Annotated in this window: 22 protein-coding genes; 16 read left to right on the top strand and 6 right to left on the bottom strand. The window is 70.2% G+C overall.

The features are described 5' to 3' along the window. Position 1: 1 nt before the first annotated feature. Together ACVFYP_RS23425 and ACVFYP_RS23420 are read left to right on the top strand one after the other, a co-directional pair. Positions 2-3,031, top strand: a complete 3,030-nt coding sequence (locus tag ACVFYP_RS23425) for a CHAT domain-containing protein (RefSeq protein WP_499202648.1) — start codon at positions 2-4, stop codon at positions 3,029-3,031. Between the two features lie 98 nt (positions 3,032-3,129). Beyond that, positions 3,130-3,816 (top strand): extensin-like domain-containing protein, encoded by a 687-nt coding sequence (locus tag ACVFYP_RS23420; RefSeq protein WP_499202647.1) that lies wholly within the window; start codon positions 3,130-3,132, stop codon positions 3,814-3,816. A gap of 2 nt (positions 3,817-3,818) precedes the next feature. Here the strand turns inward: ACVFYP_RS23420 and ACVFYP_RS23415 are convergent, their stop codons facing one another. After that, positions 3,819-4,034, bottom strand: coding sequence for a hypothetical protein (locus ACVFYP_RS23415; RefSeq protein ID WP_499202646.1), 216 nt, complete (start codon positions 4,032-4,034; stop codon positions 3,819-3,821). After that, a complete protein-coding gene (locus ACVFYP_RS23410) occupies positions 4,027-4,830 on the bottom strand; it encodes an SDR family oxidoreductase (protein WP_499202645.1) in 804 nt (267 codons plus the stop codon). Before ACVFYP_RS23410 ends, ACVFYP_RS23415 begins: the two co-directional genes overlap by 8 nt. A 67-nt stretch (positions 4,831-4,897) precedes the next feature. Here ACVFYP_RS23410 and ACVFYP_RS23405 point away from each other — a divergent pair, with 67 nt between their 5' ends. The 7 genes from ACVFYP_RS23405 to ACVFYP_RS23375 all read left to right on the top strand — a co-directional run bounded on the left by ACVFYP_RS23405 (position 4,898) and on the right by ACVFYP_RS23375 (position 13,571). Continuing rightward, positions 4,898-5,560 carry a YciE/YciF ferroxidase family protein gene (locus tag ACVFYP_RS23405; protein WP_499202644.1) on the top strand — a complete coding sequence of 221 codons (663 nt, stop codon included), beginning with the start codon at positions 4,898-4,900 and terminating at the stop codon, positions 5,558-5,560. A 22-nt stretch (positions 5,561-5,582) separates the two neighbouring features. Further along, on the top strand, positions 5,583-6,476 hold the full coding sequence (ku, locus tag ACVFYP_RS23400) for a non-homologous end joining protein Ku (RefSeq protein ID WP_499202643.1): 894 nt from the start codon (positions 5,583-5,585) through the stop codon (positions 6,474-6,476). Beyond that, entirely contained in the window at positions 6,476-9,019 is a 2,544-nt protein-coding gene (gene ligD, locus ACVFYP_RS23395) for a DNA ligase D (RefSeq protein WP_499202642.1), read from the top strand. The genes ku and ligD overlap by 1 nt, the downstream gene beginning before the upstream one ends. Next, positions 9,016-9,609 carry a cytochrome c3 family protein gene (locus tag ACVFYP_RS23390; RefSeq protein WP_499202641.1) on the top strand — a complete coding sequence of 198 codons (594 nt, stop codon included), beginning with the start codon at positions 9,016-9,018 and terminating at the stop codon, positions 9,607-9,609. Before ligD ends, ACVFYP_RS23390 begins: the two co-directional genes overlap by 4 nt. Before the next feature lie 64 nt (positions 9,610-9,673). Further along, positions 9,674-10,651, top strand: a complete 978-nt coding sequence (gene coxB, locus ACVFYP_RS23385; protein ID WP_499202640.1) for a cytochrome c oxidase subunit II — start codon at positions 9,674-9,676, stop codon at positions 10,649-10,651. Next, the gene (locus ACVFYP_RS23380; RefSeq protein ID WP_499202639.1) at positions 10,648-13,188 is read left to right on the top strand and encodes a cbb3-type cytochrome c oxidase subunit I; all 2,541 of its coding nucleotides are present in this window, start codon (positions 10,648-10,650) and stop codon (positions 13,186-13,188) included. Before coxB ends, ACVFYP_RS23380 begins: the two co-directional genes overlap by 4 nt. Further along, on the top strand, positions 13,185-13,571 hold the full coding sequence (locus ACVFYP_RS23375; RefSeq protein WP_499202638.1) for a hypothetical protein: 387 nt from the start codon (positions 13,185-13,187) through the stop codon (positions 13,569-13,571). Before ACVFYP_RS23380 ends, ACVFYP_RS23375 begins: the two co-directional genes overlap by 4 nt. On the opposite strand, the gene ACVFYP_RS23370 is transcribed toward ACVFYP_RS23375, so the two are convergent. Further along, positions 13,565-14,053: a c-type cytochrome gene (locus tag ACVFYP_RS23370; RefSeq protein ID WP_499202637.1), complete on the bottom strand. Its 489-nt coding sequence runs from the start codon at positions 14,051-14,053 to the stop codon at positions 13,565-13,567. The genes ACVFYP_RS23375 and ACVFYP_RS23370 overlap by 7 nt on opposite strands. A gap of 95 nt (positions 14,054-14,148) precedes the next feature. Here ACVFYP_RS23370 and ACVFYP_RS23365 point away from each other — a divergent pair, with 95 nt between their 5' ends. From ACVFYP_RS23365 to ACVFYP_RS23345, 5 genes are all read left to right on the top strand, one after another. Continuing rightward, a complete protein-coding gene (locus ACVFYP_RS23365) occupies positions 14,149-16,863 on the top strand; it encodes a 4Fe-4S dicluster domain-containing protein (RefSeq protein WP_499202636.1) in 2,715 nt (904 codons plus the stop codon). Positions 16,864-17,014: 151 nt separating this feature from the next. Continuing rightward, positions 17,015-18,328 (top strand): NrfD/PsrC family molybdoenzyme membrane anchor subunit, encoded by a 1,314-nt coding sequence (gene nrfD / locus ACVFYP_RS23360; protein ID WP_499202635.1) that lies wholly within the window; start codon positions 17,015-17,017, stop codon positions 18,326-18,328. Then, on the top strand, positions 18,325-18,861 hold the full coding sequence (locus tag ACVFYP_RS23355) for a DUF3341 domain-containing protein (protein WP_499202634.1): 537 nt from the start codon (positions 18,325-18,327) through the stop codon (positions 18,859-18,861). The genes nrfD and ACVFYP_RS23355 overlap by 4 nt, the downstream gene beginning before the upstream one ends. Continuing rightward, positions 18,858-19,265, top strand: coding sequence for a c-type cytochrome (locus ACVFYP_RS23350; RefSeq protein ID WP_499202633.1), 408 nt, complete (start codon positions 18,858-18,860; stop codon positions 19,263-19,265). The genes ACVFYP_RS23355 and ACVFYP_RS23350 overlap by 4 nt, the downstream gene beginning before the upstream one ends. After that, positions 19,262-20,332, top strand: coding sequence for a hypothetical protein (locus tag ACVFYP_RS23345; RefSeq protein ID WP_499202632.1), 1,071 nt, complete (start codon positions 19,262-19,264; stop codon positions 20,330-20,332). Before ACVFYP_RS23350 ends, ACVFYP_RS23345 begins: the two co-directional genes overlap by 4 nt. Here ACVFYP_RS23345 and ACVFYP_RS23340 read toward each other — a convergent pair. The 3 genes from ACVFYP_RS23340 to ACVFYP_RS23330 are packed head-to-tail and all read right to left on the bottom strand — an operon-like array spanning position 20,253 to position 22,459. Next, a complete protein-coding gene (locus ACVFYP_RS23340; protein ID WP_499202631.1) occupies positions 20,253-20,645 on the bottom strand; it encodes a DUF1622 domain-containing protein in 393 nt (130 codons plus the stop codon). The two genes, ACVFYP_RS23345 and ACVFYP_RS23340, sit on opposite strands and share 80 nt — an antisense overlap. A 42-nt stretch (positions 20,646-20,687) precedes the next feature. Continuing rightward, the gene (locus ACVFYP_RS23335; RefSeq protein WP_499202630.1) at positions 20,688-21,779 is read right to left on the bottom strand and encodes an isocitrate/isopropylmalate dehydrogenase family protein; all 1,092 of its coding nucleotides are present in this window, start codon (positions 21,777-21,779) and stop codon (positions 20,688-20,690) included. Further along, a complete protein-coding gene (locus ACVFYP_RS23330; RefSeq protein ID WP_499202629.1) occupies positions 21,770-22,459 on the bottom strand; it encodes a GntR family transcriptional regulator in 690 nt (229 codons plus the stop codon). The genes ACVFYP_RS23335 and ACVFYP_RS23330 overlap by 10 nt, the downstream gene beginning before the upstream one ends. A 79-nt stretch (positions 22,460-22,538) precedes the next feature. Between ACVFYP_RS23330 and ACVFYP_RS23325 the strand changes: the two genes are divergently transcribed. Both ACVFYP_RS23325 and ACVFYP_RS23320 read left to right on the top strand, forming a co-directional pair. After that, on the top strand, positions 22,539-23,300 hold the full coding sequence (locus ACVFYP_RS23325) for an alpha/beta hydrolase (RefSeq protein ID WP_499202628.1): 762 nt from the start codon (positions 22,539-22,541) through the stop codon (positions 23,298-23,300). Positions 23,301-23,310: 10 nt separating this feature from the next. Next, complete coding sequence (locus ACVFYP_RS23320; protein ID WP_499202627.1) at positions 23,311-23,694, top strand: VOC family protein; 384 nt, start codon at positions 23,311-23,313, stop codon at positions 23,692-23,694. Positions 23,695-23,711: the final 17 nt, after the last annotated feature.

Raw genomic sequence — 23,711 nt, 5'->3', positions numbered from 1 at the left:
CATGGCCGCCGCCACGTTCCGTCTTCTGCCCCTGCTCGGCCTGCTGGCCGCCTGCACCACGCCGCCGCCCGAGGCCTATACCGCGCTCGGCTCGGCCCGCGCCGCGGAGTCGCGCCCCGCGGGCACCGATACGCGCGGCGACAGCTGCATCAGCCAGGATGGCCGCAGCATCGCGCTGGACCTGCCGCTGGTCTTCGCGGTCGATGCCTATTGCGGCGGCTGGACCCAGCCGGCGGCGCGCATCTTCGCCCTGCGCGGGCCGGAGGATGCGGCGACGCTGGACCGAATCGCGACCGGCGGCGTCTGGCGCAGCTGGCTTGACCAGCGGCTGGTCTGCGCCGCGCCGCAGGCCACCCGGCTCGGCGACGGCAGTCCCGCGCGGGTGCTGCAATGCACGCGCCGCCAGGGCGGCTGGGCGCATGTGGCCGTGGTGGCCCAGGGCCCCGAAGGCCCGGTCGTGGCCGATGGCATCCCCACCACCATGCCGGTGATCGAACGGCTGGCGCGAAGCCTGGCGCCGACCGGCGTCGTCGTGCGTTCCGCGGCGCTGGAGCTGGAGACGGTGCGCCTGGCCGCGCGCGCCTTCGGCGCCGGCGATGTGCGGGACTTCGAACGCGCCATGCAACTCGGCCAGGAACAGAACCTGGTGGAGAATTACGCCGGCGCGGAAAACGCCTATCGCGCCGCGCTCGCCATCCAGGAACGTGTGCTGGGGGCGAACAACGCCGATACCGTCGGGCCGGTGATGCATCTGGCGATGAACCTGTCCAACCAGCAGCGCTACCGGGAAGCCGATGCGCTGTTCATGCGCGCCGAGGCCCTGGCCCCTGGCGCCTCCGACCCCACCGTGCCGGCGCGCCTTGCGCATTACCGTGGTCTGCACGCGCTGAACCAGGGCCAGGTCGCCGAGGCCGGCACGCTGCTGGCGCGGGCGGAGACTCTGTATCGGGGCTACGTGCCGACCAGCCTGTTGCAGGATCGCGTCGACTTCGATGCCTTCGGCTCTGCCGGCGTCATCAACCCGATCGCGCAGACCGCCATCATGGGACTGGCGGAGGCGCGGCGTGGCCGGGCCACCGTGCTGGCGCGCAGCGGTGCGCCCGTCGAAGCCCGCGCCCTGCTCGAGGAATCGCGCGGCCTGCTGCGCCGGGTGGATTACGATCGCGCGATGGTGGGCGGAAGGTCGCTGCGCACGGAAGCCGCCGCACTCCGCGCCGGCCGCGATCCTGCCCGGGCGGGCCAATTGCTGTCCCAGGCGGCGGCCCGCTTCGGCCAGGCCTCTCCGGGTGAGCGGGCGGAGGCGCGGACGCTGTTCCTGCTCGGCCAGAGCCGCGCCGAGGCGGGCCAGACCGAGCCGGCGCTGGAGGCCTTCCGCGCAGGGGCAGAGATCCTGCGGCAGCGGCGTATCGCCCTCGAACCCGATCAGGTGCTGGTTTACGTCGACACGCTGGCACGCCAGGCGCAGGCGCGGCCGGCGGCGGCGACGGAACTGGCGCGGGAGATGTTCGGCGCGGCGCAACTGGCCCAGCGCGGCCAGACCCAGCGCTTCCTCGCCCAGGCCGCGGCCCGGCTGGCGACCGGCGGCGGCGACGCCCGCGTGGCCACGGCGGTGCGCCGGATGCAGGACCTGGATCAGGATCTGCGCGAGCTCTTCGCCCAGCGCGACGGCCTGGGGGCCGCCGGGGCCGAGGCTCTGGCCGAGATCGATGGGCGCATCGCCGCGCGGCAGGAAGCGCGGGCGGAGGCGGAAAGCGAAGTGGCCGCCGCCGCGCCGGCCTATCGCCAATTGCTGCTCAGCGCCGTCAGTGCCGCCGATGTCAGCGGCGTGCTCGGCGACAAGGAGGGGCTGGTGCAGATCCTGCTCGGCCCGCGCTTCGGCTATGCGATGGCGCTGCGGGCCGATGGCAGCGTGCTGGCGCGGCGCGTGGCGCTGACAGAGGCCGAGGTCGCCGCCTTGGTGGCCCGTGTGCGGGCCGGTATCGACCAGGGGGCCGGCAGCTTCGACACGGCGGCGGCCCAGGCGCTGCACGCCGCCCTTCTGGCACCGCTGGCGACGGCGCTGGAAGGGGCGGACAGGCTGGTGGTGGTGCCGGACGGGCCGTTGCTGTCGATCCCCTTCGGCCTGCTGCTGACCGGCCCGGCCGAGACCGCCGATCTGCGGGGCGCGCCCTGGCTGATCCGGCAATTCGCCATCGTCCATGCCACCTCGCCCCAGACGCTGGTGACCATTCGGCGAGGCGCGCCGGTCTCCGCCGCGCCGAACCCCTATATCGGCTTCGGCGCTTTCGAACCGCCGACTGCCGCCCAGTTGGCGCGCAGCTTCCCGGCGGATCGCTGCGCGGAGGATGCACGGCTCGCCTCGGGCCTCGGCCCCCTGCCTGGCACGCGGCCAGAGGTGGAGGCGGCGGCACGCTTCCTCGGCGCGCGCTCCACCTTCTTCGGGGCCAGCTTCACCGCCGCGGCGCTGCGCAGTGCCGATCTCGGCAGCCACCGCGTCGTGCATCTGGCCACCCATGCGCTGCTGCCGGGCGAGCTCAGCTGCGTGACGGAGCCGGCGATCGTCGTCTCCGCCCCTCGCGGCGCGGCGGACGCCAATGCGGCGCTGCTGCGGGCGAGCGAGGTGCTGGCGCTGCGGCTGGATGCCGACCTCGTCATCCTCTCCGCCTGCAATACGGCGGGGCCAGCCACGGGAGTGGCCGGCGGGGCGGGCGGCGCGGGTGAGGCATTGTCGGGCCTGGCGCGGTCCTTCTTCTTCGCCGGCGCGCGGGGATTGCTGGTGACGCATTGGCCGGTGGCGGACCAGGCCGCGGCCTTCACCGTGGCCTATATGATGCAGCGCCAGCAGGTGGGGGGCGATTCGGCGACGGCGCTGCGCGAATCCCAGATGGTGCTGCTGAACGAGGCCGGGGTGAACCTGCCGGTCGAATTCGCGCATCCCTTCTACTGGGCCGGCTTCGCCATGGTCGGCGATGGGCGGCTGGCGCAGCCGGTGCGGCGCGTCGCGGGAGGCGGCGCGGCGATCGGCGGCTGATCTCGCGATGGTTTGAGGTGGCGGGAGGCGGGGGCACCCCCAGCTGATGGCGGATGATGCCCCGCACCGCCCCCCACCTTCGTCCGCAAGCCTGAGCCATGCGGGGGGTGGGGTGGCTGGCCGTGCTCGGCCTGTTGGTGGCCGGCGCGTTCTGGGGGCTGCGATATCTTCCGCCGGAATGGGACCCGCGCGCGCCGCTCGATGTCACCGCGCCGCCCAATATGATGACGGGAGTGAAGCTGCGTCGCCTTGCCCTGCAACCCGCCGCCTGCTTCGCGGCGCTGGAAAGCAGCGGCCTGCCGGTGCAACGCGTGGCGGACCGGGCTTCGGACATCGGCTGTGCGCTGGAGAACGTGGTGCGGTTGCCCTCCGCCAGCCGCGTCACGCCGGCAGGGCCTGTCACCACCTGCCGCGTCGCCGCGGCCTGGCTGCTGTTCGAGACGCATGTGATGCAGCCCGCCGCGCAGCGGCACCTGGGCAGCGAGGTCGCCGCCGTTCGCCATCTCGGCACCCAGAACTGCCGCAACGTCAATCACCGCGCCAGCGGCCGACGCAGCCAGCACGCCACGGCGAATGCAATCGACATCGCCGGCTTCACCCTGAGGGACGGGCGCCAGATCACGCTGCTACGCCATTGGGGCTCCGGCGGGGCGGAGGCCGCTTTTCTGCGCGAGGTGCGAGACGGCGCCTGTGAGTGGTTCCGGGCCGTTCTGGGTCCGGATTACAACGCCGCCCATCGCGACCATTTCCACTTCGACATGGGCCCTTGGCGGGCCTGCCGCTGAGATCAGGAATCGCCGGCCCATTTCCGACCCGCGCCGGCGCCACCGCTGGCCTCCGGCGAGAGTGTTTCACCCGGCTTCTGTTCAACCTTCTTCAACTGGCGGCGCCCGCTGGTCGTGCCGCCAATGTCGGGGCGGGTTTCGGTGCCGTCGCGGGCGGTGCCGGCCGGAATGCCGGCGCCGCTATCGCCCTCTGCGACGGGCTTTCGGGTGTCAGGCATTGACGACGGTCCCCCCATTCGGATGCAGCACCTGGCCGGTGAAATAGGAACTGTCCTGTTCGGCGGCCAGGAATAGGAAGGCCGGCGCCACCTCATCCGGCTGGCCGGCTCGTTCCAGCAGTGTCGCCGCGCCGTGCTGCGCTGTGCGTTCCTCGTCAAAGGAGGCCGGGATCAGCGGCGTCCAGATCGGCCCGGGCGCCACCGCATTCACCCGGATGCGCCGCTGCGGCCACAGCGCCTTGGCCAGGCTACGGGTGAAGCCGACGATGGCCCCCTTGGTGGAGGCGTAGTCGATCAGCTCCGCGCTGCCCTGATAGGCGGTGATGGAGGTGGTGTTGATGATGGACGAACCCTCCCGCATATGCGGCAGCGCCGCCTTGGTCAGCCACATCATGCCCAGGATATTGGTGCGGAAGGTGCGTTCGACCTGGGCTTCCGGGATCTCGGCGAAGTCCTTGCAAGGGTGCTGCTCGGCGGCGTTGTTCACCAGGATGTCGATGCGCCCGCCGAGAAAGCGCGCGGCCTGTTCGACGGCATCGCGGCAGAAGGCGGCGTCGCCGATGTCGCCGGCGATCACCTCGCAACGACGGCCACTGGCCTCGATATGGGCCCGCGTTTCCTCGGCATCCTGCGGCTCCTCCTTATGCAGGATGACGACGTCGGCGCCTTCCTTGGCAAAACCGATGGCAACCGCGCGGCCGATGCCGGAATCGCCACCGCTGATCAGCGCGGTGCGGCCTTCCAATTTGCCGGCGGCCCGCCAGCCCTCCATGGCGGAGCGCGGACGCGGCTGCATCTCCGTTTCCAGCCCAGGTTGCCGCGACTGATGCTGCGGCGGTTGCAAAGTCTTCGAATTTTCGGGCATGGACCACGACCCTCCTGGCGTGTGGAAGGTCAACCGGTGGCAGGGATCAGGGTTGCATCCGGGTCCGGAGGCGGAATCTTCGGTAGCCGGGCGAAACTCCCGGGTGCCGCTGCGTTTGGAAGGCAGCACGGCCACGGGACGCGGCTGGCACCTCCGGAGAGACGCCATGAAAACGATGGATGATTTGTTCCTGCTGACGCTCAAGGACATTTATTACGCCGAGCGGCAGATCCTCAAGGCGCTGCCGAAGATGGCGCGCGCCGCGCAGAACGACATGCTGAAGCAGGCCTTCCTCCAACACCGCGAGGAGACGGAGGGCCAGGTGGAGCGGCTGCAGGAAGTGTTCCAGATCCTCGGCAAGCGCGCCCAGGGCAAAACCTGCGAGGCGATCCAGGGCCTGATCCAGGAATGCGAGGAACTGCTGGAGGAGGCGACCGAGCCGAGCGCCGTGCGCGACGCCGGGCTGATCGCCTGCGGCCAGGCGGTGGAGCATTACGAGATGGCGCGCTACGGCACGCTGATCGCCTGGGCGGAAGCGCAGGGGAAGGCTGACATCGTTGCGCTGCTGAAGGCGACGCTGGATCAGGAAAAGGCCGCCGACAAGCTGCTGACGCAGATGGCGGTGAAGACGATCCACAAGGAAGCGCTGAAGGCGGCCTGAGGGTCGGAAAGGAGACGGGGTGATGGCGGCTCGGCCGACCTGGAACGGGCATTTGCGGCTGTCGCTGGTCGCCTGCCCCGTCTCGCTGTTTCCGGCGACGACCAGCGCGCATGACGTGCGCTTCCACCTCATCAACCCGGAAACGGGCAATCGCATCCGCACCAAGACGTTCGATGCGGATGGGGAGGAGGTGGAGCGCAAGGACCTCGTGCGTGGCTATGAGATCGAGAAGGACGAATACGTCCTGCTGACGGATGAGGAGATCAAATCCGTCCGCCTGGAATCGACCCGCAGCATCGACATCGAGCGCTTCGTCGATGCGGCGGAGATCGACCGCATCTGGTGGAACGATCCCTATTACCTGGTGCCGGACGGCAAGGCGGCGGTGGATGCCTTCGTGGTGATCCGCGCCGCCATGGAACAGGCCGGCAAGGTGGCACTGGCGCGTGTGGTGCTGGGGACGCGGGAACGTATCGTGGCGATCGAGCCGCGCGAGGCCGGCATGCTGCTGACCACGTTGCGCACACGTGACGAGGTGCGCGACGCCGAGGAACTGTTCGAGGATATCCCGAACCGCAAGGCTGATGCGGGCATGATCGAGATTGCCGAGCGCATCATCGCGCAGAAGCAGGGGCCTTTCGACCCCTCCGAATTCACCGACCGCTATGAGGAAGCCCTGCGCGCGCTGATCGCGAGCAAGCGTGATGGCGACGGCGGCGGCACCAAATCCGCGCCGCCGCGCGAGGACAATGTGATCGACCTGATGGAAGCGCTGCGGCGCAGCCTGGAGGGGTCATCGGAAAAGCCCTCGAAGCGCGCCGCCGCGGCGAAGGCCAAGCCCGCCGCGAAGACGAAGCCCGCGTCCAAGACGCCACCGAAGAAGGCGCCGCCGCGCAAGCGCGCCGCATCCCGCTGATGGGGGCCGCCGCGCCCGATCGGCTTGCGCCCTATCGCGCCAAGCGGAATTTCCAGCGCAGCCGGGAGCCGGAGGGTGTGCCGGGGGTTGCCGGGGAACGCCTGGCCTTCATCGTGCATCGCCATGATGCGCGTCGGCTGCATTACGACCTGCGCCTGGAATGGGGCGGCGTGCTGAAATCCTGGGCCGTGACCCGCGGCCCCTCCCTCGACCCTGCCGACAAGCGGCTGGCGGTGGAGGTGGAGGATCACCCTATCGATTATGGGCGCTTCGAGGGCACGATTCCGAAGCCGGATTACGGCGGCGGCACGGTGCAGATCTTCGATCGCGGCTTCTGGGCTCCGCTGAACCCGGACAGCGTCGATGCCGACCTGGAAAAGGGCGAGCTGAAATTTGTGCTGGCCGGTGAAAGGCTGCGTGGCGGCTTCGTGCTGGTGCGGATGAAGCCGCGTGGGTCGAAGCCGGAGCCACGCAACAACTGGCTGCTCATCAAGGAAAAGGACAGCATGGCGACGCCCGGCGAGGGCGATGCCGTGTTGCGGGCGGAGACCTCCGTCGCCAGCGGCCGCACGCTCGCACAGATCGCCAAGGGCGATGCGCCGCCACTGCGAACGCGGCCGAGCGGCACCGCCAAGGCGGCACCAAGAACCGCAGCCAAAGTCCCGCCGGCCACGCCCGAAGCTGCACTGCCGCGCTTCGTCCCGCCCCAGCTCTGCCGCCTCGTCACCACCCCGCCGCGGGGCGAGGGTTGGCTGCATGAGTTGAAGATCGACGGCTATCGTCTGCAAATGCGCATCCAGGGTGGCAAGGTCACGCTGCGCACCCGCACCGGACTCGATTGGACCGATCGCTTTCCCGACATTGCCAAGGCGGCCGCCGGCTTGCCGGATGCCCTGATCGACGGGGAAGCAGCCGCGCTGGACGCCAAGGGCCAGCCGGATTTTCCGGCGTTGCAGGCGGTGCTGTCCGGTATGCGGCAGGGAAAGTTGGTGTTCTTCGCCTTTGACCTGCTGCATGACGGCAGGAAGGACTTGCAGGCCCTGCCGTTGGATGCGCGCAAGCAGGCGCTGCGCAAGCTGCTGCCGGCGAAGGGCGCGGTGCTGCGCTATCTCGACCATTTCCCGGCGCCGGGCGATGCCGTGCTCGCCTCCGCCTGCCGGCTGGAGATGGAGGGCATCGTCTCCAAGCGCCGCGACGCGCCCTATGCCTCCGGCCGTGGCGACTCTTGGACCAAGGCGAAGTGCCGGGGACGGGATGAGGTGGTGATCGGGGGGTTCACGGAGGGCCAGGCCCGCAACGGGTTGGGGGCGCTGCTTGTCGGCGCCTGGCGGGATGACAAGCTGACCTATCTCGGCCGCGTCGGCACCGGCTTTCCGGCCCGCGTCGCGGCGGATCTGCTGCGGCGGATGAAGCCCTTGCATCGGAAGACCACGCCGTTCGCTGGGCGGCAGCCGGCCAAGACCAGCGATGTGGTCTGGGTCAAGCCGGCGCTGGTGGCGGAGGTCGCCTATGGCGGCTGGACCGAGGAAGGTATCCTGCGCCATGCCAGCTTCCAGGGCCTGCGGGAGGACAAGCCGGCCGGGACCGTCACGCCGCCACCCAAGCCGGCGCCACCGCCCGTCGCGCCGAAACGCGCCAAGCCGACGCCCGGCCTGACCAATCCGGATCGGGTGCTGTGGCCGGCCACCGATGACAGCCCGGCGCTGACCAAGGCGGACCTCGCCGCCTATTATGCGCGCTTCGCAGACCTTATTCTGGAACACGTCGCCGGCCGCCCTCTGTCGCTGCTGCGTGCGCCGGACGGCATTTCGGGAGAACTGTTCTTCCAACGCCATGCCATGAACGGCCAGTCGCCGCTGATCGGCGCCGTCACCGTCGCCGGCCAGGCGCGGCCCTATATGCGCATCGACGATGCGGCTGGGCTATTGGCGCTGGCGCAGATTTCGGCGGTGGAATTGCATCCCTGGGGTGCCCGCGCCGACACGCCCGAGGTGCCGGAACGGCTGGTCTTTGACCTGGACCCGGATGAGGGCGTCGGCTTCGACCGAGTGCTGGATGGCGCCAAGGCGTTGCGGGAGCGGCTGCGCGCGCTCGGCCTGACGCCCTTCGCCCGCGTCACCGGCGGCAAGGGCCTGCATCTGGTGGTGCCGCTGGCGCCGCCGAAACGCGGCGAGAGCCCGGACTGGAAGGCGGCCAAGGCATTTGCCCGGCTGGTCTGCGAGATGCTGCGGCGGGACGAGCCGGATCGCTACACCACCACCCTGGCGAAGAAGGCCCGCAAGGGTCGCATTTTTCTCGATTACCTGCGCAATGACAGGCTTTCCACCGCCGTCGCGTCCTGGTCCCCGCGCGGCCGGCCGGGCGCGCCGGTGGCGCGGCCAATTCCCTGGTCGGCGGTGAAGAAGGGGCTGGACCCGGCGGGTTGGCGTGTGGCCGATCTGATGGAGGGCAAACTTCCGGCCGATCCCTGGGCCGATTTCGCCGCCGCCGGGAGCAGCCTGCGTGACGCCATGACGCGGCTGGCCGGCAAGGATAGTGCATGAAGCCCCTGTTCTCCCCCGCCGCCGACCGGAAGCTCCGCGGTATCCTGGTGGTGATGGCCGCGGCGCTGGTGCTGGCGGGCACGGTCGCCTTCGCTGTGGCGCGTTCGGACGGCGCCTGGGGCGTCGGCACACCGGCCGCGCAGCCCATCCCCTTCAGCCACGCCATCCATGCCGGGCAGATCGGCCTGGACTGCCGCTTCTGCCATGCCACGGTCGAAAATGCCGCACAGGCGGGCATGCCCTCGGCGGAAACCTGCCTCGGCTGCCACAGCCAGGTCTGGAACGTCACCGCGCAATTCGCCCCGCTCGAGACGGCACTGACGCTGGGCACGCCGGTCACCTGGGCCTCCGTTCATCGCATGCCGGAACATGTGCGCTTCCAGCACGCCGCGCATATCGGCGCGGGCCTGACCTGTGCGCAGTGCCACGGCCCGGTTGAGACCATGGCGCGCACGGTGAAGACGGAAATGCAGTCCATGGGGTGGTGCCTGGATTGCCACCGCGATGCAGCGCCGGAAGCGGCGGCGCGGCATGCGCAGTTGGGTGTCGAGATATCTCCGCTGACCAGTTGCTCCACCTGCCATCGCTGATCGCCACCCCGGCGGAACCGTTCTGAGCACAGCGCGTTGCCCGTCCGACGGATGGGGGACTGGGATGCGTCGAACCGCGCCATATCTGGTGCTGCTGGGCCTGGGCGCGTGCAGCGGCGTGCAGACGCCGCTCGATCCCTGGGGGGACCACGCGGCGCGTATCGCCGTTCTCAGCTGGGTGCTGTTCATTGGCGGCACCGCCATCTTCGCACTGGTGATGGGCCTGCTGGCCTATGCGCTGTTTGCCCCGGCGCGTGCGCGCCAGGCGATGGGCACGCGCGGCTTCGTCATCGGCGGCGGCATCGTCTTTCCCACCGTCACGCTGCTGATCCTGCTGGTCTACAGCCTGGGCGTTTCCCGCGCCGTGGTGCTGCCCGGCAGCGACGACCCGCTGCGCATCGAGGTCATCGGCCGGCAATACTGGTGGGAAGTGCGCTACCCCGATGCGGGGGAAGGCGCAGTCACCGCCAATGAGCTGCGCCTGCCGGTGGGGCGGGAGGTGGAGCTGCTGCTGTCCTCCGGCGACGTCATCCACAGCCTGTGGATTCCCAATCTGCACGGCAAGATGGACATGATCCCGGGCCGCGTGAATCGCCAACGTGTGCGCGCGGATCGCCCTGGCGCCATGCGCGGCCAATGCACCGAATATTGCGGTGTGCAGCACACCTTCATGGCCTTCTGGGCGGTGGCGCAGGAACCCGCCGAGTTCGACGCCTGGCTGGCGCGCCAGCGTGAACCGGTGCCGGCACCCGCGACGGAGGAACAGGCGCGCGGCCGGCAGGTGTTCGGCGAGGCCGGCTGCGGCGCCTGCCACACCGTGCGCGGCACGGAATGGCAGGGCCGGCTGGGTCCGGACCTTTCGCGCGTGGGGTCTCGGCTGAGCATCGGCGCGGGGATGATGGAGACGCATCGCGGCACGCTGGCCGGCTGGATCGCCGGCGCGCAGGACATCAAGCCGGGCAATGCCATGCCGGCCTATGGCCGCGTTATCGAAGGCGCTGACCTTATCGCCATCTCCGTCTGGTTGGAGTCATTGCGATGAGCGTCAGCCCGGTCGAAACCCCGAACACCCTGCCGCGCCCGGCGGAGGAGCTGGAAGCGCTGAAGCATGTCTGGCGCATGCCCAAGGGCTGGCGCCTGATCAGCGAGGTGAACAACAGCGTCGTCGGGCCGATGTTTGTCGCCACCGCGCTGCTGTTCTTCCTGCTGGCCGGAATCCTCGGCCTCATCATCCGCGCGCAACTCGCCTTTCCCGGGCTGACGCTGGTCGATCCGGACACCTACAATCAGGTCTTCACCATGCATGGCACGGTGATGATGTTCCTGTTTGCCGTGCCGGCGGTGGAGGCGGTGGCGATCGCCCTGCTGCCGGGCATGCTCGGCGCGCGCGAACTGCCCTTTCCGCGCCTCGGCGCCTATTCCTTCATGATCTACCTGGTTGGCGGGCTGATCTTCTACGCCAGCATCCTGTTCGGCATCGCGCCTGACGGCGGCTGGTTCATGTATCCGCCGCTGACTAGCAAGGCCTTCTCGCCCGGCATCAACACCGACATGTATCTGCTGGGCATCGGCTTCATCGAGATCTCGGCAATTGCCGGCGCGATCGAGCTGATCGTCGGCATCCTGCGCTGCCGCGCGCCGGGCATGACGCTGGGGCGCATGCCGATCTATGCCTGGGCGATCCTGGTCTTCGCCACCATGGTGATCTTCGCCTTCCCCGCGGTCATCATCGCCTCCACCCTGCTTGAGCTGGAACGCGCCTTCGACTGGCCCTTCTTCCTGCCGGAGCGCGGCGGCGATCCGATGCTGTGGCAGCATCTGTTCTGGTTCTTCGGCCATCCGGAAGTCTATGTGATCTTCCTGCCGGCGGCGGGCATGGTTTCCATGATCGTGCCGGCGATGGCCGGTGCCCGGCTGGTCGGCTATTCGATGGTGGTGGCGGCGCTGGTGGGCACCGGCTTCCTCAGCTTCGGGCTGTGGGTCCACCACATGTACACGACGGGGATTCCGCCCCTGTCGCTGTCCTTTTTCGCCGCCGCGGGCTTCGCGGTGTCCATCCCCTCCGGCCTTCAGGTCTTTGTCTGGATCGCGACCTTCGCGCGGGCCGGCAGGCGCATCCAGTTCAGCACGCCGGCACTGTTCATCCTGGGCTTCCTGTTCATCTTCGTCATCGGCGGGCTGACCGGTGTCATGGTCTCCGTCACGCCCTTCGATTGGCAGGCGCACGATACCTATTTCATCGTCGCGCATCTGCATTACGTGCTGATCGGCGGCATGGTCTTCCCGCTGTTCGCGGCGCTGTACTACTGGGCGCCGGCGGTCGGCAGCCAGTTGTCGGAACGGCTGGGCAAATGGGCCTTCTGGCTGCTGTTCCTCGGCACCAATGTGACCTTCTTCCCGATGCATATCAGCGGGCTGATGGGGATGCCGCGCCGCATCTACACCTACCCCGCCGGCTTCGGGCTGGAGCTGCACAACCTCGTCTCCTCGATCGGCGCGGCGATGTTCGCCTTGGGCTCGCTTGTGCTGCTGATCGACGTGGTGAAGAATTTCCGGATCGGCGGCGACCAGACGCGCCAGCCGAACCCCTGGCGCGCCGGCACGATGGAATGGCTCGCCGGGCCGGAATACGGGCTGCGCAGCATTCCGCTGGTGCGGGACCGCTATCCGCTCTGGCACGACCCGGAATTGAAGGCGCAGGTGGAGGCCGGCGGCCACTACTTCCCCTTCACCGCGACCGGGCGGCGCGAGGCGCTGATCAGCAGCCCGGCGGAGGCCACACCGCAATACATCGCCTTCGTCGCCGGCCCGGGCTGGTGGCATGTGGTGGCGGCGGTCGGCACCGCCTTCTTCTTCCTGTCGCTGACCGGCCCCTTTCTGATCCCCGCGGCGATCTTCGGGCTGATCGGGCTGGTGGGCTTCATCGCCTGGCTGTGGAACGGTTCCGACTTCGGCCCGGTCGGGCCGGCGGAGGCCAATATCGGCGGCGGCATCGTGCTGCCGACACATGCGACGGGACCCATCACCGCCTCCTGGTGGGCCATGGTCTGCGTCATGCTGGTCAGCGGCACCGCCTATGCCTGCCTGATCGGCAGCTACCTGTTCCTGTGGCTGGTGAATGGAGAGGGGATGTGGCCACCGCCCGGTCAGGGGATTCCCGTGGCCAGCTGGGGCGCCCTGGCCTCCGCGCTGTATGCCGCGGCGGGGCTCTCGGTGGTGGTGGCATCCTGGACGTTGGGCGGGGGCCGCGGCTGGCTGCACCGACTGGCGCTGCTGGCCGGCGTCGCGGCGCTGGCAGCGGGCGTCATGGCCGATGGCTGGGCCCTGTGGCAGGGGCCCATCTGGCCGACCGTTCATGCCTATGGCGCTGCCGTCTGGGGCCTTTTCGTCTGGCAGGCGGCGCATGTCGCCATCGCGATGCTGATGGGGCTGTACACCCTCGCCCGGTCGCTGACCGGCAAGCTCGGCGGGCAGCGGCGGCTCACCTTGGACAATACGCGGCTGTTCTGGCTGTACACCATCGGCCAGGGCGCGGTTGGCCTTGCCCTGGTCCATGGCTTTCCGAGGTTGCTGCCATGAATGCCCGCACAATCCGTCCGCCGCGCCACGCCGCCACGGTCTTCGCGGGGGCTTCGGGCCTAGTGCTCTGGGCGCTGCATTTCACCGCGATCTACGCGATCAACGCCTTTGCCTGCGAAAGGGGCCGTGAGGACGCGCTGCTGTTCGGCCTGCCCTGGGTGCCGGTGATGGTCGGCCTCGCCACGCTGGCCATCCTGCTGCCCCTGGCGCTGGTGCTGGCCTTCTCGCTGCGCGGTCTGGGCCGCCCGGTGACGGAGGGCGGGCAGGCGGAGCCGCGCTTCACCCTGTGGTTCGCCGCTGCCACCAGCCTCTACGCCGTGCTGGCGGTGCTGTTCCAGGCGGCGCCGTCGTTGGTGCTGCCGGCCTGCGGGGTGGGTTATTGACCGCGCCGGCGCGGCTCGGCGAGGGCATCGCGGCGCGGGCGGATGCGGGGTTCGGGCAGGGTGCCGGCCTCCCCTTCCGCCATCGGCTGGCCGGGCGGCACATCCTGGGCGCGGCCCAGCGTGTAGAGGAAGGCGGCAGCATCCCGCGCCTCCGCCTCGCTGAGGCCCAGCGTCGGCATGGCGGTGCCGGGGGAGGCTGCATCCGGGTTCTGCAGGAAGGCCGCCAGATGCGCCGGCGCATTGGGCAAGCGCCCGGCGATATAGCTGCGCCGCGACCATTCCATCAGCGGCGGGCCAACCCAGGCCACGGCGCCCGGCACGCCCGGAATCACATGGCAGGCGCCGCAGCCATATTCGACGATCACCGCCTTGCCGCGTGTGGCGTCGCCGCCGGCCACCTGCAATTCGGCGGGCGGTGCGGGCTCGCCACAGGCAGCCAGCATCAGGGTGGCGCAGGCCAGCAGGGGCGGGATGATGTGCATGTCCTGGCAACGTGGAAAGGCCCATCGCGGTTGCAGCGTGGGGGAACCGATGCGGCGCTGTTGCGTAGGCCTGCAGAGATGGAGCCGCTGCAATCATGACCCCACCCGACGCTCTGCCGCCGCCCGACCCAGCGCGGCGCAGTGTGCTGCGCGCGGCCGGTGCCTCCCTGGCCTTGGCCGCGGCGGCGGGCTGCGACGGCGCGCCGGCGGAATTCGGCAGCCCGCTCTATGCGCCCGCACGCGGCGATGACGTCGGGCCGCGCCGCTATGCCACGGTGCTGGACCTCGATGGGCTCGGGCGCGGTGTGATTGTGAACACGCGCGGCGGGCATGCCATCAAGGTGGAGGGCAATCCGCGCCATCCGGCCAGCCTCGGCGCCACCGATATCTTTCTGGAATCGGCGGTGCTCGGCCTGCATGATCCGGCGCGATCGCGGCGGCTGCGGCGGGATGGCCAGGCGCTGCGCGATGCCGGCGTGTTCGGAGGCTTTCTGGCGGAACAGCGCACGGCGCTGGCGGCGCGGGGCGGCGAGGGCTTCCGGCTGGTCACCGGCCCCATCGCTTCCCCCACCCAGCGGCGGCTGATCGCGGCGCTGCTGGCGCAATGGCCCGGCGCGCGCTGGCATGTGCATGCGCCGCTGGCCGATACGGCGGGCGGCGAGATGCTGCCGTTGCCCGATTTTTCCCGTGCTCGCTGCGTGCTGGCGCTGGGCGCGGATCCGCTCGGGCCAGGACCGGCGCAACTTGCCTGGGCGCGGCAATGGGCGGAGGCGCGGCGCTTGGGGCGCGAAGCGGGACGACTGCCGGCGCTATTGGTGGCCGAGACCTCGCCCAGCCTGACCGGCGCCAAGGCTGACCGCCTGCTGCCCTTGCCCCCCGCCGGCATTGCCGCTTTGGCCCGCGCCGTGGCGGCGGCGCTGGGCGTGGCGGCGGCGGCGGGCGCCACCCATCCCGAGGCGCGCGGCTTGGCCGCCGCCCTGCGCGCCGCGGGGCCGGAGGCGTTGGTGCTGGCGGGGCGCGGCATGCCGGCGGAGGTGCATCTTCTTGCCCAGGCGATGAACGCGGCGCTCGGCGTCGAGCTGCCTGCCATTCCCGATCCCCGCGCGGCGCCTGAAGCCGGCACGCTGGCGGAGCTGGCGGCGGAGATCGATCGCGTCACCCATCTGCTGATCCTGGACGCCAACCCGGTCTTCGACGCCCCCTCGGATCTGGATTTTTCCGCGCTGCTGCGTCGCTTGCCGCATAGCGTGCATGCGGGCCTTCAGGTGGATGAGACGGCGCTGCGCTGCGGCTGGCATGTGCCGCTGCGCCATCCGCTGGAAAGCTGGGGCGACAGCCGCGCCTTCGACGGCACAGCCGCCCTGCGCCAGCCCGCGACGCGTCCGCTGGTGGAACAGGCCGTGGCGGCGGAGGTGGTGCTGGCGCGCCTTGCCGGGATGCAGGGCGATGACCAGACGCTGCTGCGCGAGACCTGGCGCGCCACCTGGGGTGAGGCGGATTTCGAATCGCGCTGGCTGGCGTCGCTGGAAGATGGCGTGGTGGCGGACAGCGCGCCGGCACCCCAGGCCTTTCGCAACGATGGCGAACTGCCGGCAGCCGCGCCGACGCCGCGTGGGCTGGTGGCGGTGTTCGCGCCTGATCCGAACCTCTGGGATGGCCGCTTCGCCAGCGAGGCCTGGTTGCAGGAATTGCCGCGCCAACTCGGCCAGGTCGCCTGGGGCCAGGCGGTTCTGATCGCCCCGCGTGATGCACAAGCGGCAGGGCTGGCCGATGGGGCGGAGGTGGAGATTTCCGTCGGCGGCCGCACCCTGCGCGCGCCGGTGCTGGTCATGCCGGGCCAGGCGCCGGGGGCGGTGACGCTGCCGTTGGGCGGCGGGCGCCGCGCGGCGGGCGGCGTGCCCGGCGGTATCGGGCTCGACATCTATCGCCTGCGGGAGACAACAAACCCCTGGGTGGCGGAGGGTGTGACGCTGCGCGCCACCTCCGGCGCCGGCTGGGAAGCGCGGCCGGACCAGGCGATGGCCGGCGATGCGCCGCGCGTGCGGCGGCTGGCGCCGGACCAGGCTGTGCCGCCATTGCCGCCGCCGCGCTCGCTCTATCAGGACTGGAGCTATCCCGGCGCGGCCTGGGGCATGGCGATCGATCTCGATACCTGCATCGGCTGCAATGCCTGCGTCGTCGCTTGCCAGGCGGAGAACAACACGCCGGTGGTGGGGCCGGAGGAGGCGGCGCGTGGCCGCGCCATGCACTGGCTGCGCGTGGACCGCGTGGTGAGCGGGCCGGAGGACGCGCCGGAGATCGATTTCCAGCCCGTCCCCTGCATGCATTGCGAGAAGGCGCCCTGCGAAGTGGTCTGCCCCGTCAATGCGACGGTGCATGACCATGAAGGTCTGAATCTGATGATCTATCCGCGCTGCATCGGCACGCGCACCTGTTCCAACAACTGCCCCTACAAGGTCCGGAAATTCAACTGGGCGGGCTATGCGCGGGCGGCGGATGCGGTGCCGGTGCGCAACCCCGATGTGCCGCTGCGCCCGCGCGGCGTGATCGAGAAATGCACCTATTGCCAGCACCGCATCAAGGGCGCGCAGGACAGCGCGCGGCAGGAAGGCCGCACCGTGCGCGACGGTGAGATCGTGACGGCCTGCCAAAGCGCCTGCCCGACGCGCGCCATCCACTTCGGCGATATCAACGATCCTGACAGCGACGTTTCCCGGGCCAAGGCGCAAGGGCGCAACTACGCGCTGCTCGGCAACCTGGATACGCGGCCGCGCACCACCTATCTCGCGCGGCTGGTGCCGGGGGCATGATACCAACGTCCGTATTTTCTGACCTGCGGCCGGCGTCTTTCGCCGGTCGAGCCGCCGAATGGCCGCCGCGGCAACTGCCGCGCAGCCAAGGCCGCGGAGCGGCCGCCCGGCGTCTGAGGGCCGAAATGCGTCAGCATTTCGGAGTATCAATATGAGCGAGTTCACGACACGCCCGGTCTCCGACGCGCCACTGCGGTCCGATTTCGGCTGGCGCTTTGCCTTCGCCGTGGCGGGGGCGGGGCTGCTGACGCTGCTGCTGGCCTATGCCGTGGTGGCGCTGCTGCTGCGCGGCACGGCGCTATGGGGCACGAACATCCCCTTCGTCTGGGGCTTCGACCTCATCAACTACGTCTGGTGGATCGGCATCGCCAATGCGGCCAGCCTGTTTGCTGTGGTGCTGGTACTGCGAAAGCACGGGCTGCGCACGGCGGTGAATCGCTTCGCGGAGGCCGCGGCGCTGGCGGCGGTGGCGGCCGCGGCGATCTATCCGATTCTGCATCTCGGCCGGCCCTGGCTGTTCTACTGGACCTTTCCCTATCCAGCGACGACGCAACTCTGGCCGCAATTCCGCAGCACTCTGGTCTGGGATTTCTGGGGGATCATGTCCCATGTCGTGGTCACCAGCCTGTTCTGGTACACCGGCCTGATTCCGGATCTCGCCACCATGCGCGACCGCGCCGCGGCGAAGGGGCGCCGTGCTCGGGCAAGGATTTATGGCGTGGCGGCGCTGGGCTGGCGCGGATCGGTGCGGCACTGGGCGCGGCACCAGGCGGCCTATCGCATCGTTGCGGCGATGGTGCTGCCAATGCTGGTCTCAGCGCAGACCATCGTCGCGCTGGAATTCGCCACCACCCTGGTGCCGGAATGGCATCAGGCGCGCGTACCGCTGCACATCGTCGCCACCGGCATCCCCTCCGGCCTCGGCGTGGTGCTGGCCCTGGCGGCGCTGCTGCGCGGCGGGCTGGGGCTGGGCCGCTACATCGATGACGAGGACATGCATCTGCTCGGCAAGCTCACCGCCGCGGCGGCGCTGGTCTGTGGCTACGTCTATGCGGAAGGCCTGCTGGTGGCGCTGCTGGAGGATCAGGTGACGCGCCAGGCCATCGCGGCGCGCGCCTTCGGCGCCTATGCCGGGCTGTATTGGGGTGGCGCGGTACTGGTGGTGCTGGTGCCACAACTGCTGTGGCTGCCGGCGCTGCGGCTGCGTGCGATCTGGGTGGTGCCGATCGGCATCGGCGCAGCGGCGGGGGTGTGGCTCGACCGCTTCTCCCTGGTGACGGGCGGGCTGCTGCGGGACCATCTGCCGCGCGTCGGCCCGCTTTATACGCCAACCGTGCCGGAATGGACGCTGCTGGCCGGCAGTGTCGGGCTCTTCGCCCTGCTGATGTTGGCCTTCGCCCGCTTCGTCCCGGTGGTGTCGATGTTCGAGACGCGGCACGAGGAAAGCGAGGCGGAGGTGCCATGAGCAAGCCCGCCCCAATCGGCGTGATCGCCGAATTCGACGATGCGGAGGCGATGGTCGCGGCGCTGCGCGCGGCCCGTCAGGCGGGCTGGCGGCGGCTGGACGCCTATTCGCCCTTTCCGGTGCCGGAGGCCGCCGCGCTGCTGGGCGTGAATGGCGCGCGCGTGGCCTGGATCGCGCTGGCCGCCGGGTTGTTCGGCGCGGCGTTGGCCTATGGCACGCAATGGTGGCTCAGCGTGCAGGCCTACCCGATCAATATCGGCGGTCGGCCGCTGCACGCACTGCCGGCTTTCCTGCCCGCCACCACCATCGTCGGTATTCTGTGGGCGGCGGTGGGCGCGCTGCTGGGCATGCTGGCGCTGAACCGCCTGCCTCGGCTGCACCATCCGGTTTTTGCGGCGCCCGGCTTTGGGCGCGCCAGTGAGGACCGCTTCTTCGTCTGCCTCTTCACCGGCGATCCGGGCCTCGGGGCCTGGGAGGCGCGGCACCTTCTCAACCGGCACCAACCCCTTTCGGTGGCGGAGCTGGAGGCATGAGGCGTCTGCTGCCTTTGTTGCTCGCCCTGTCCGCCTGCGATGGCTGGACGTCGAGCGCGCCACCGCCGCCGCCCCTGCCGCCACCCCCCGGCGCCGTGGCGCAGGGGGAGGCCGCGCGGCGGCAGGCTCTGGCCGGGCCGGGGCCGGCGGTGACGCCGGCTCTGCTGGCCCATGGCGCCGATCGCTACGCCATCTTCTGCGCCCCTTGCCACGGCCCGGCCGGTGCCGGCGATGGCCCTGTGGTGGCGCGCGGCTTCCCCGCCCCGCCACGCCTGCCCGCGCCTGCGGAAACGACCATGGCCGTGATCGCGGAGAATCGCGGCCGCGCGCATCCCTTTGCCGACCGGCTGACCCCGCAGGATCGCTGGGCCATCGCCCGCTATGTGGAAGGTCTGGTGCCATGAGGCCGCTCACCGCCTTGGCCGTGGCGCTGGGCGCCGCGGGCGTGGTGCTGCTGGGCAGCCCGGCCCTGGCTGAGGCCTGGCTGCTGGCCGCCCTGTTCTGGCTGCATCTTGGGGCCGGCGCGCTCGGCGTGCTGGCGCTGGGCCATCTGCTGCGGGAGGACTGGCTGGCGCCGGTGCGCCCTCCGCTGGAAGGGGCCGCGCGCAGCCTGCCGCTGCTGGCGCTGATGCTGGCGCCCGTGCTGCTGGCGCCGCAACTGCTGTATCCCTGGGCCGTCGCCGAGACCCTGGAAGGGCCGCCCGCCGCCTTGCTGCAACCCTGGGCCTTTGGGCTGCGCGGTCTGGCCTGCATCGGCGTCTGGGTGGCGCTGGGCTGGGCGCTGACCTGGCCCGGGATGGGCAAGGGTGCGCGCCGCGCTGTCTCCGCGCTGACGCTGGTGCTGCTGCTGCCGACGGCGACGCTGGCCACCTATGACTGGGTGCTGTCCCGCGACACCGCCTGGTACGCCAGCCTGCAAGGCTTTTCGCTGTTCGTGCAGGGGCTGGCGGTGGGCCTTTCCGCCGCCATCCTGGCCGCCCGCAAGCATCCGGATGCGGAGGCCCTGCCGGGGCTGGAACGGGCGCTGCTGATGCTCGGCCTGGCCATGCTGTGGCTGTTCTTCACCCAGTACATCACCGTCTGGATGGCCGATTTGCCGGAGGAGGCGGATTGGTATCTGCGCCGGCTGGACACGGCCGGTGCCGCGCAGATGTGGATCGCCCTGCCGGCGCTGCTGCTGGCCATCGTGCTGGCCGCGCCGCCCGACCATGGACGCTGGCGCATGGTGACGGTGTGCTGGCTGCTGCTGGCGCAGTCCGGCGCGCATCTATGGTGGGTGGTGCGACCGGATGCGCCGCTGGGGCGGCCGGCCATCTGGCTGGATGTGGTGGTGTTTGCGGGGCTCGGCCTGGCTTTCCTGGCCTATGCCGAGGCGGAGCGGCGGCGGGTGGTCAGCCGTGCTCCTTCCGTTTCTCCGGATGCCGGTGCCAGGGCCAGCGCCCTTCGATCTCCACCTCCAGCGACAGGCTGAGCACGGTCCGGATCAGAACGATCAGGCCAAGCGTGGCCACCGTCTCGAAGGTCAGTGGTGCGGCGACGGTGTGGACGATGTCGGCGGCCACCAGCAGTTCCAGCCCGATCAGGATCGCCCGGCCGAGATGGGCGCGATAGGGCACGAAGGCCGAGGCCCAGCCTTTGCCGCCCTGCCGCAAGCCGCGCGTGAGGAAGATCAGGCTCGTGGCGGTGACGCCGACCAGCAAGGCGAGGATGCCGGCCAGTTCCAGCCCGGCCGCCACCCATTCCGCGAATTCGCCCACCCAGGCGCCGGGTCCATCCTGAATCATGCGGCGTTAAACCGCCGCATCTGGTGAAGTTGCGCGGCGCTCTCAGGCCGGGATCAGATCCGCCACCGCCTGGGTCACCTCCTTCGTGCCCACGCCGCCGAATTCGGCGCTGCGCAGCCCGGCGGCGAAGGCGCCATCCACCGCGGCCTCCAGCTCCGTCGCCGCATCCGCCCAGGCCTGGCCGGCACCGCGCACCGCCAGCCAATCCAGCATCAGCGCGGCCGAGAGCAGCATGGCTGTGGGGTTGGCCACGCCTTTGCCGGCGATGTCCGGACCCGTGCCGTGGCTCGGCTGGAACACCGCATGGGTGTCGCCGATATCGGCCGAGGGCGCATAGCCCATGCCACCGACCAGCCCGGCGCCGAGGTCGGAGATGATGTCCCCGAACATGTTCTCCATCGGCAGCACGTCAAAGTCCCAGGGGCGGCGCACCAGGTCCAGCGCCATGGCGTCGATATAGTGGTTGGCATGCGGCACGCCGGGGAATTCGGCGGCGACCTCGCCGAAGACGCGGCGCATGAAGGCCATGCTGAGGAAGACATTCGCCTTGTCCACGAGCGTCACCGTCTGCGACCGACCGAGCCTTTCGGCGCGGCGCTGCGCCAGGCGGAAGGCGAAGCGGGCAAGGCGTTCGGTGGTGGCGCGGGTGATGACCATGGTGTCGCGCGCCTCGCGATCCTCGATCATCTCACCACGGCCGCGCGCCCAGAACAGGCCCTCCGTGCTTTCGCGCAGGATCACCATGTCGATCTTGGCCGCACGCTCATCCCGCAGGGCGAGGGGCACGCCCGGGATCGCACGAATCGGGCGCACACCGGCATAGAGGCCCAGCCGAAAGCGAAGGTCGAGCTGCGGCGCGATCTCCGTCCCATCCGGATAGCGGATGCCGGGCCAGCCCATGGCGCCGAGCAGGATGGCATCCGACGCCTCGGCCTTCCGAAAAGTGTCCTCCGTCATCGCCGTGCCGGTTTCCTGGTACAGGAAGGCGCCGGCCTGGAGGGTCTCCGTGGTGATGCCGAGGCCGTGGCGGCGCGCCAGCCGGTCCAGCACGAAGGACGCGGCCTCCGTCACCTCCACACCGATGCCATCCCCCGGCATCACGGCGATGCGGACGGCGTTTGAGGTCACAGCCATGCCAGGCCACTCCGTTCAATGAGGTCAATGAGTTCCGCGCCGCCGCGCTGGCGGTGCTGGCGGTAGAGTTCTCGCGCGCCATCCGCATCGCCGGCGCGGATGGCGACAAGCGTGGCGCGATGTTCGGCGGTGGAGCGTTCGGGCAAGGGCCGCATGTTCAACGTGAACATTCGCGCGCGATGCGACTGGTCCCAGACCTGCATCACCATGGCCGAGAGCCGCCGGTTGCCGCAGAGATCGGCGAGGCCGAGATGGAAGCCCTCATCCGCCCGTGCCCAGGCCACACGATCGCCGGTGCCGATCGCGGCTTCCATGGCGTCGCAGGACGCCGCAAGGGGGCGCAGCGCGGCATCCGGCAGGCGGCGGCGGGCGAGGAGCTCGGCGGCCTTGGGCTCCAGGCTTTCCAGCACGTCGTAGATGTCGCGCATGTCGCCGGCCGAGATATGCTGCACTCGCATGCCGTGGCGCGGCGTGACCGTCACCAGCCCGTCCTGTTGCAGGCGCAGCATCGCCTCCCGCACCGGGGTGCGGGACAGGCCGAGCTGCATCGCCAGTTCAGCCTCCAGCCGCTGGGTGCCGGGGGGCAGGAGATTGTCCAGGATCAGGGCCTTGAGCCGCTGATAGGCGGTTTCCGCCGCGGTCGCGCCGCGCGGGGGCGGCAGGGGGTTCTGGACATTCACCCATGCATTAACGCATGCGTTGTTGCATGCGGCAAGGGGTGGGCTTCCGCGTGGCAGGGCGCCATGCGATGCGAGGGCCATGACGAAGATCTGGCGGGATTACGATCAGGCCGGGCTGGACGCGGCCTATGACCAGCGGGTCTGGGCGCCGGACATGGCGGCCTGGCTGGCGCGCTACCGTGCGGATACGGCCGCTGCCCGCGCGGCGCTGAAGCCCGAGGTGCTATCCTACGGCCCGCATGACTGCGACCTTTATCCCGCGCAGGGCGCGCCGCGCGGGGTGCAACTGCACATCCATGGCGGGGCCTGGCGGGCGCAGGGGCGGGATGATTCGGGCTTCCTGGCACCGGCCTTCTGCGCCGCGGGCTTCGAGGTGGCGGTGCCGGATTTCAGTCTGCTGCCGGCGCGGCGCCTGCCGGATGTGGTGGCGGAGCTGCGCGCCTGCGTCGCCTGGCTGCGGCCGCGTGGACCGATCCATCTGTCGGGCCATTCCTCCGGCGCGCATCTGGCCGCCGTGCTGGCGACGGAGATGGATTTTGCCAGTGTCACGCTGGTCTCGGGCGTCTACGACATGGAACCGGTGCTGTTCTCCGCCCGGCGTCTCTATGTCGAGCTGAGCCCGGCGGAGGCGGCGGCGCTGAGCCCGATCCGCCACGCCTCCCGCATCCATGCCCCGCTGCGCCTCGCTTGGGGCAGTGAAGAAAGCCCTGAATTCATCCGCCAGTCTGAAGCCATGGCGGAGGCGACCGGTGCCGAGACCTTCGTGCTGCCCGGCCAGAACCATTTTGCCGCCGCCTATGCGCCCGCGCAGGGCGCGCTCCACGCTGCCTTGACCGCTTGAGGACATCCGCATGACGCCCAGCTACGCCATCACCTTCTTCTACTATCCCGACCTGTCGGCGGTGATTCCCTTCTACGAACAGACGCTCGGCTTCGAACTGGTGCTGGACCAGGGCATGGCCCGCATCTACCGCATCGCGCCCGGCAGCTATTTTGGGATTGTCGATGGCAAAAAGGGCCATCTAAAGCACCAGCCGAGCAGCGCCGTGCTGCTGACCATCGTGGCGGAGGATGTGGCGGGCTGGCATGCGAAGCTGGTGGCGGCCGGCGTGCCGAAGCTCGGCGCGATCCAGCGCGGCACCTATTGCGAGCACTTCTTCTTCGAGGACCCGGCGGGCTACGCGATCGAAGTGCAGCGCTTCCACAACCCGGAGGTGGCGAAGCTCTTCGCCTGATGTCCATGGGGCCAGGG

Source organism: Roseomonas sp. F4 (genome assembly GCF_053891155.1).
Note: the sequence above shows the minus strand (reverse complement) of the source record. Positions and strands in the feature narration are given on the sequence as shown.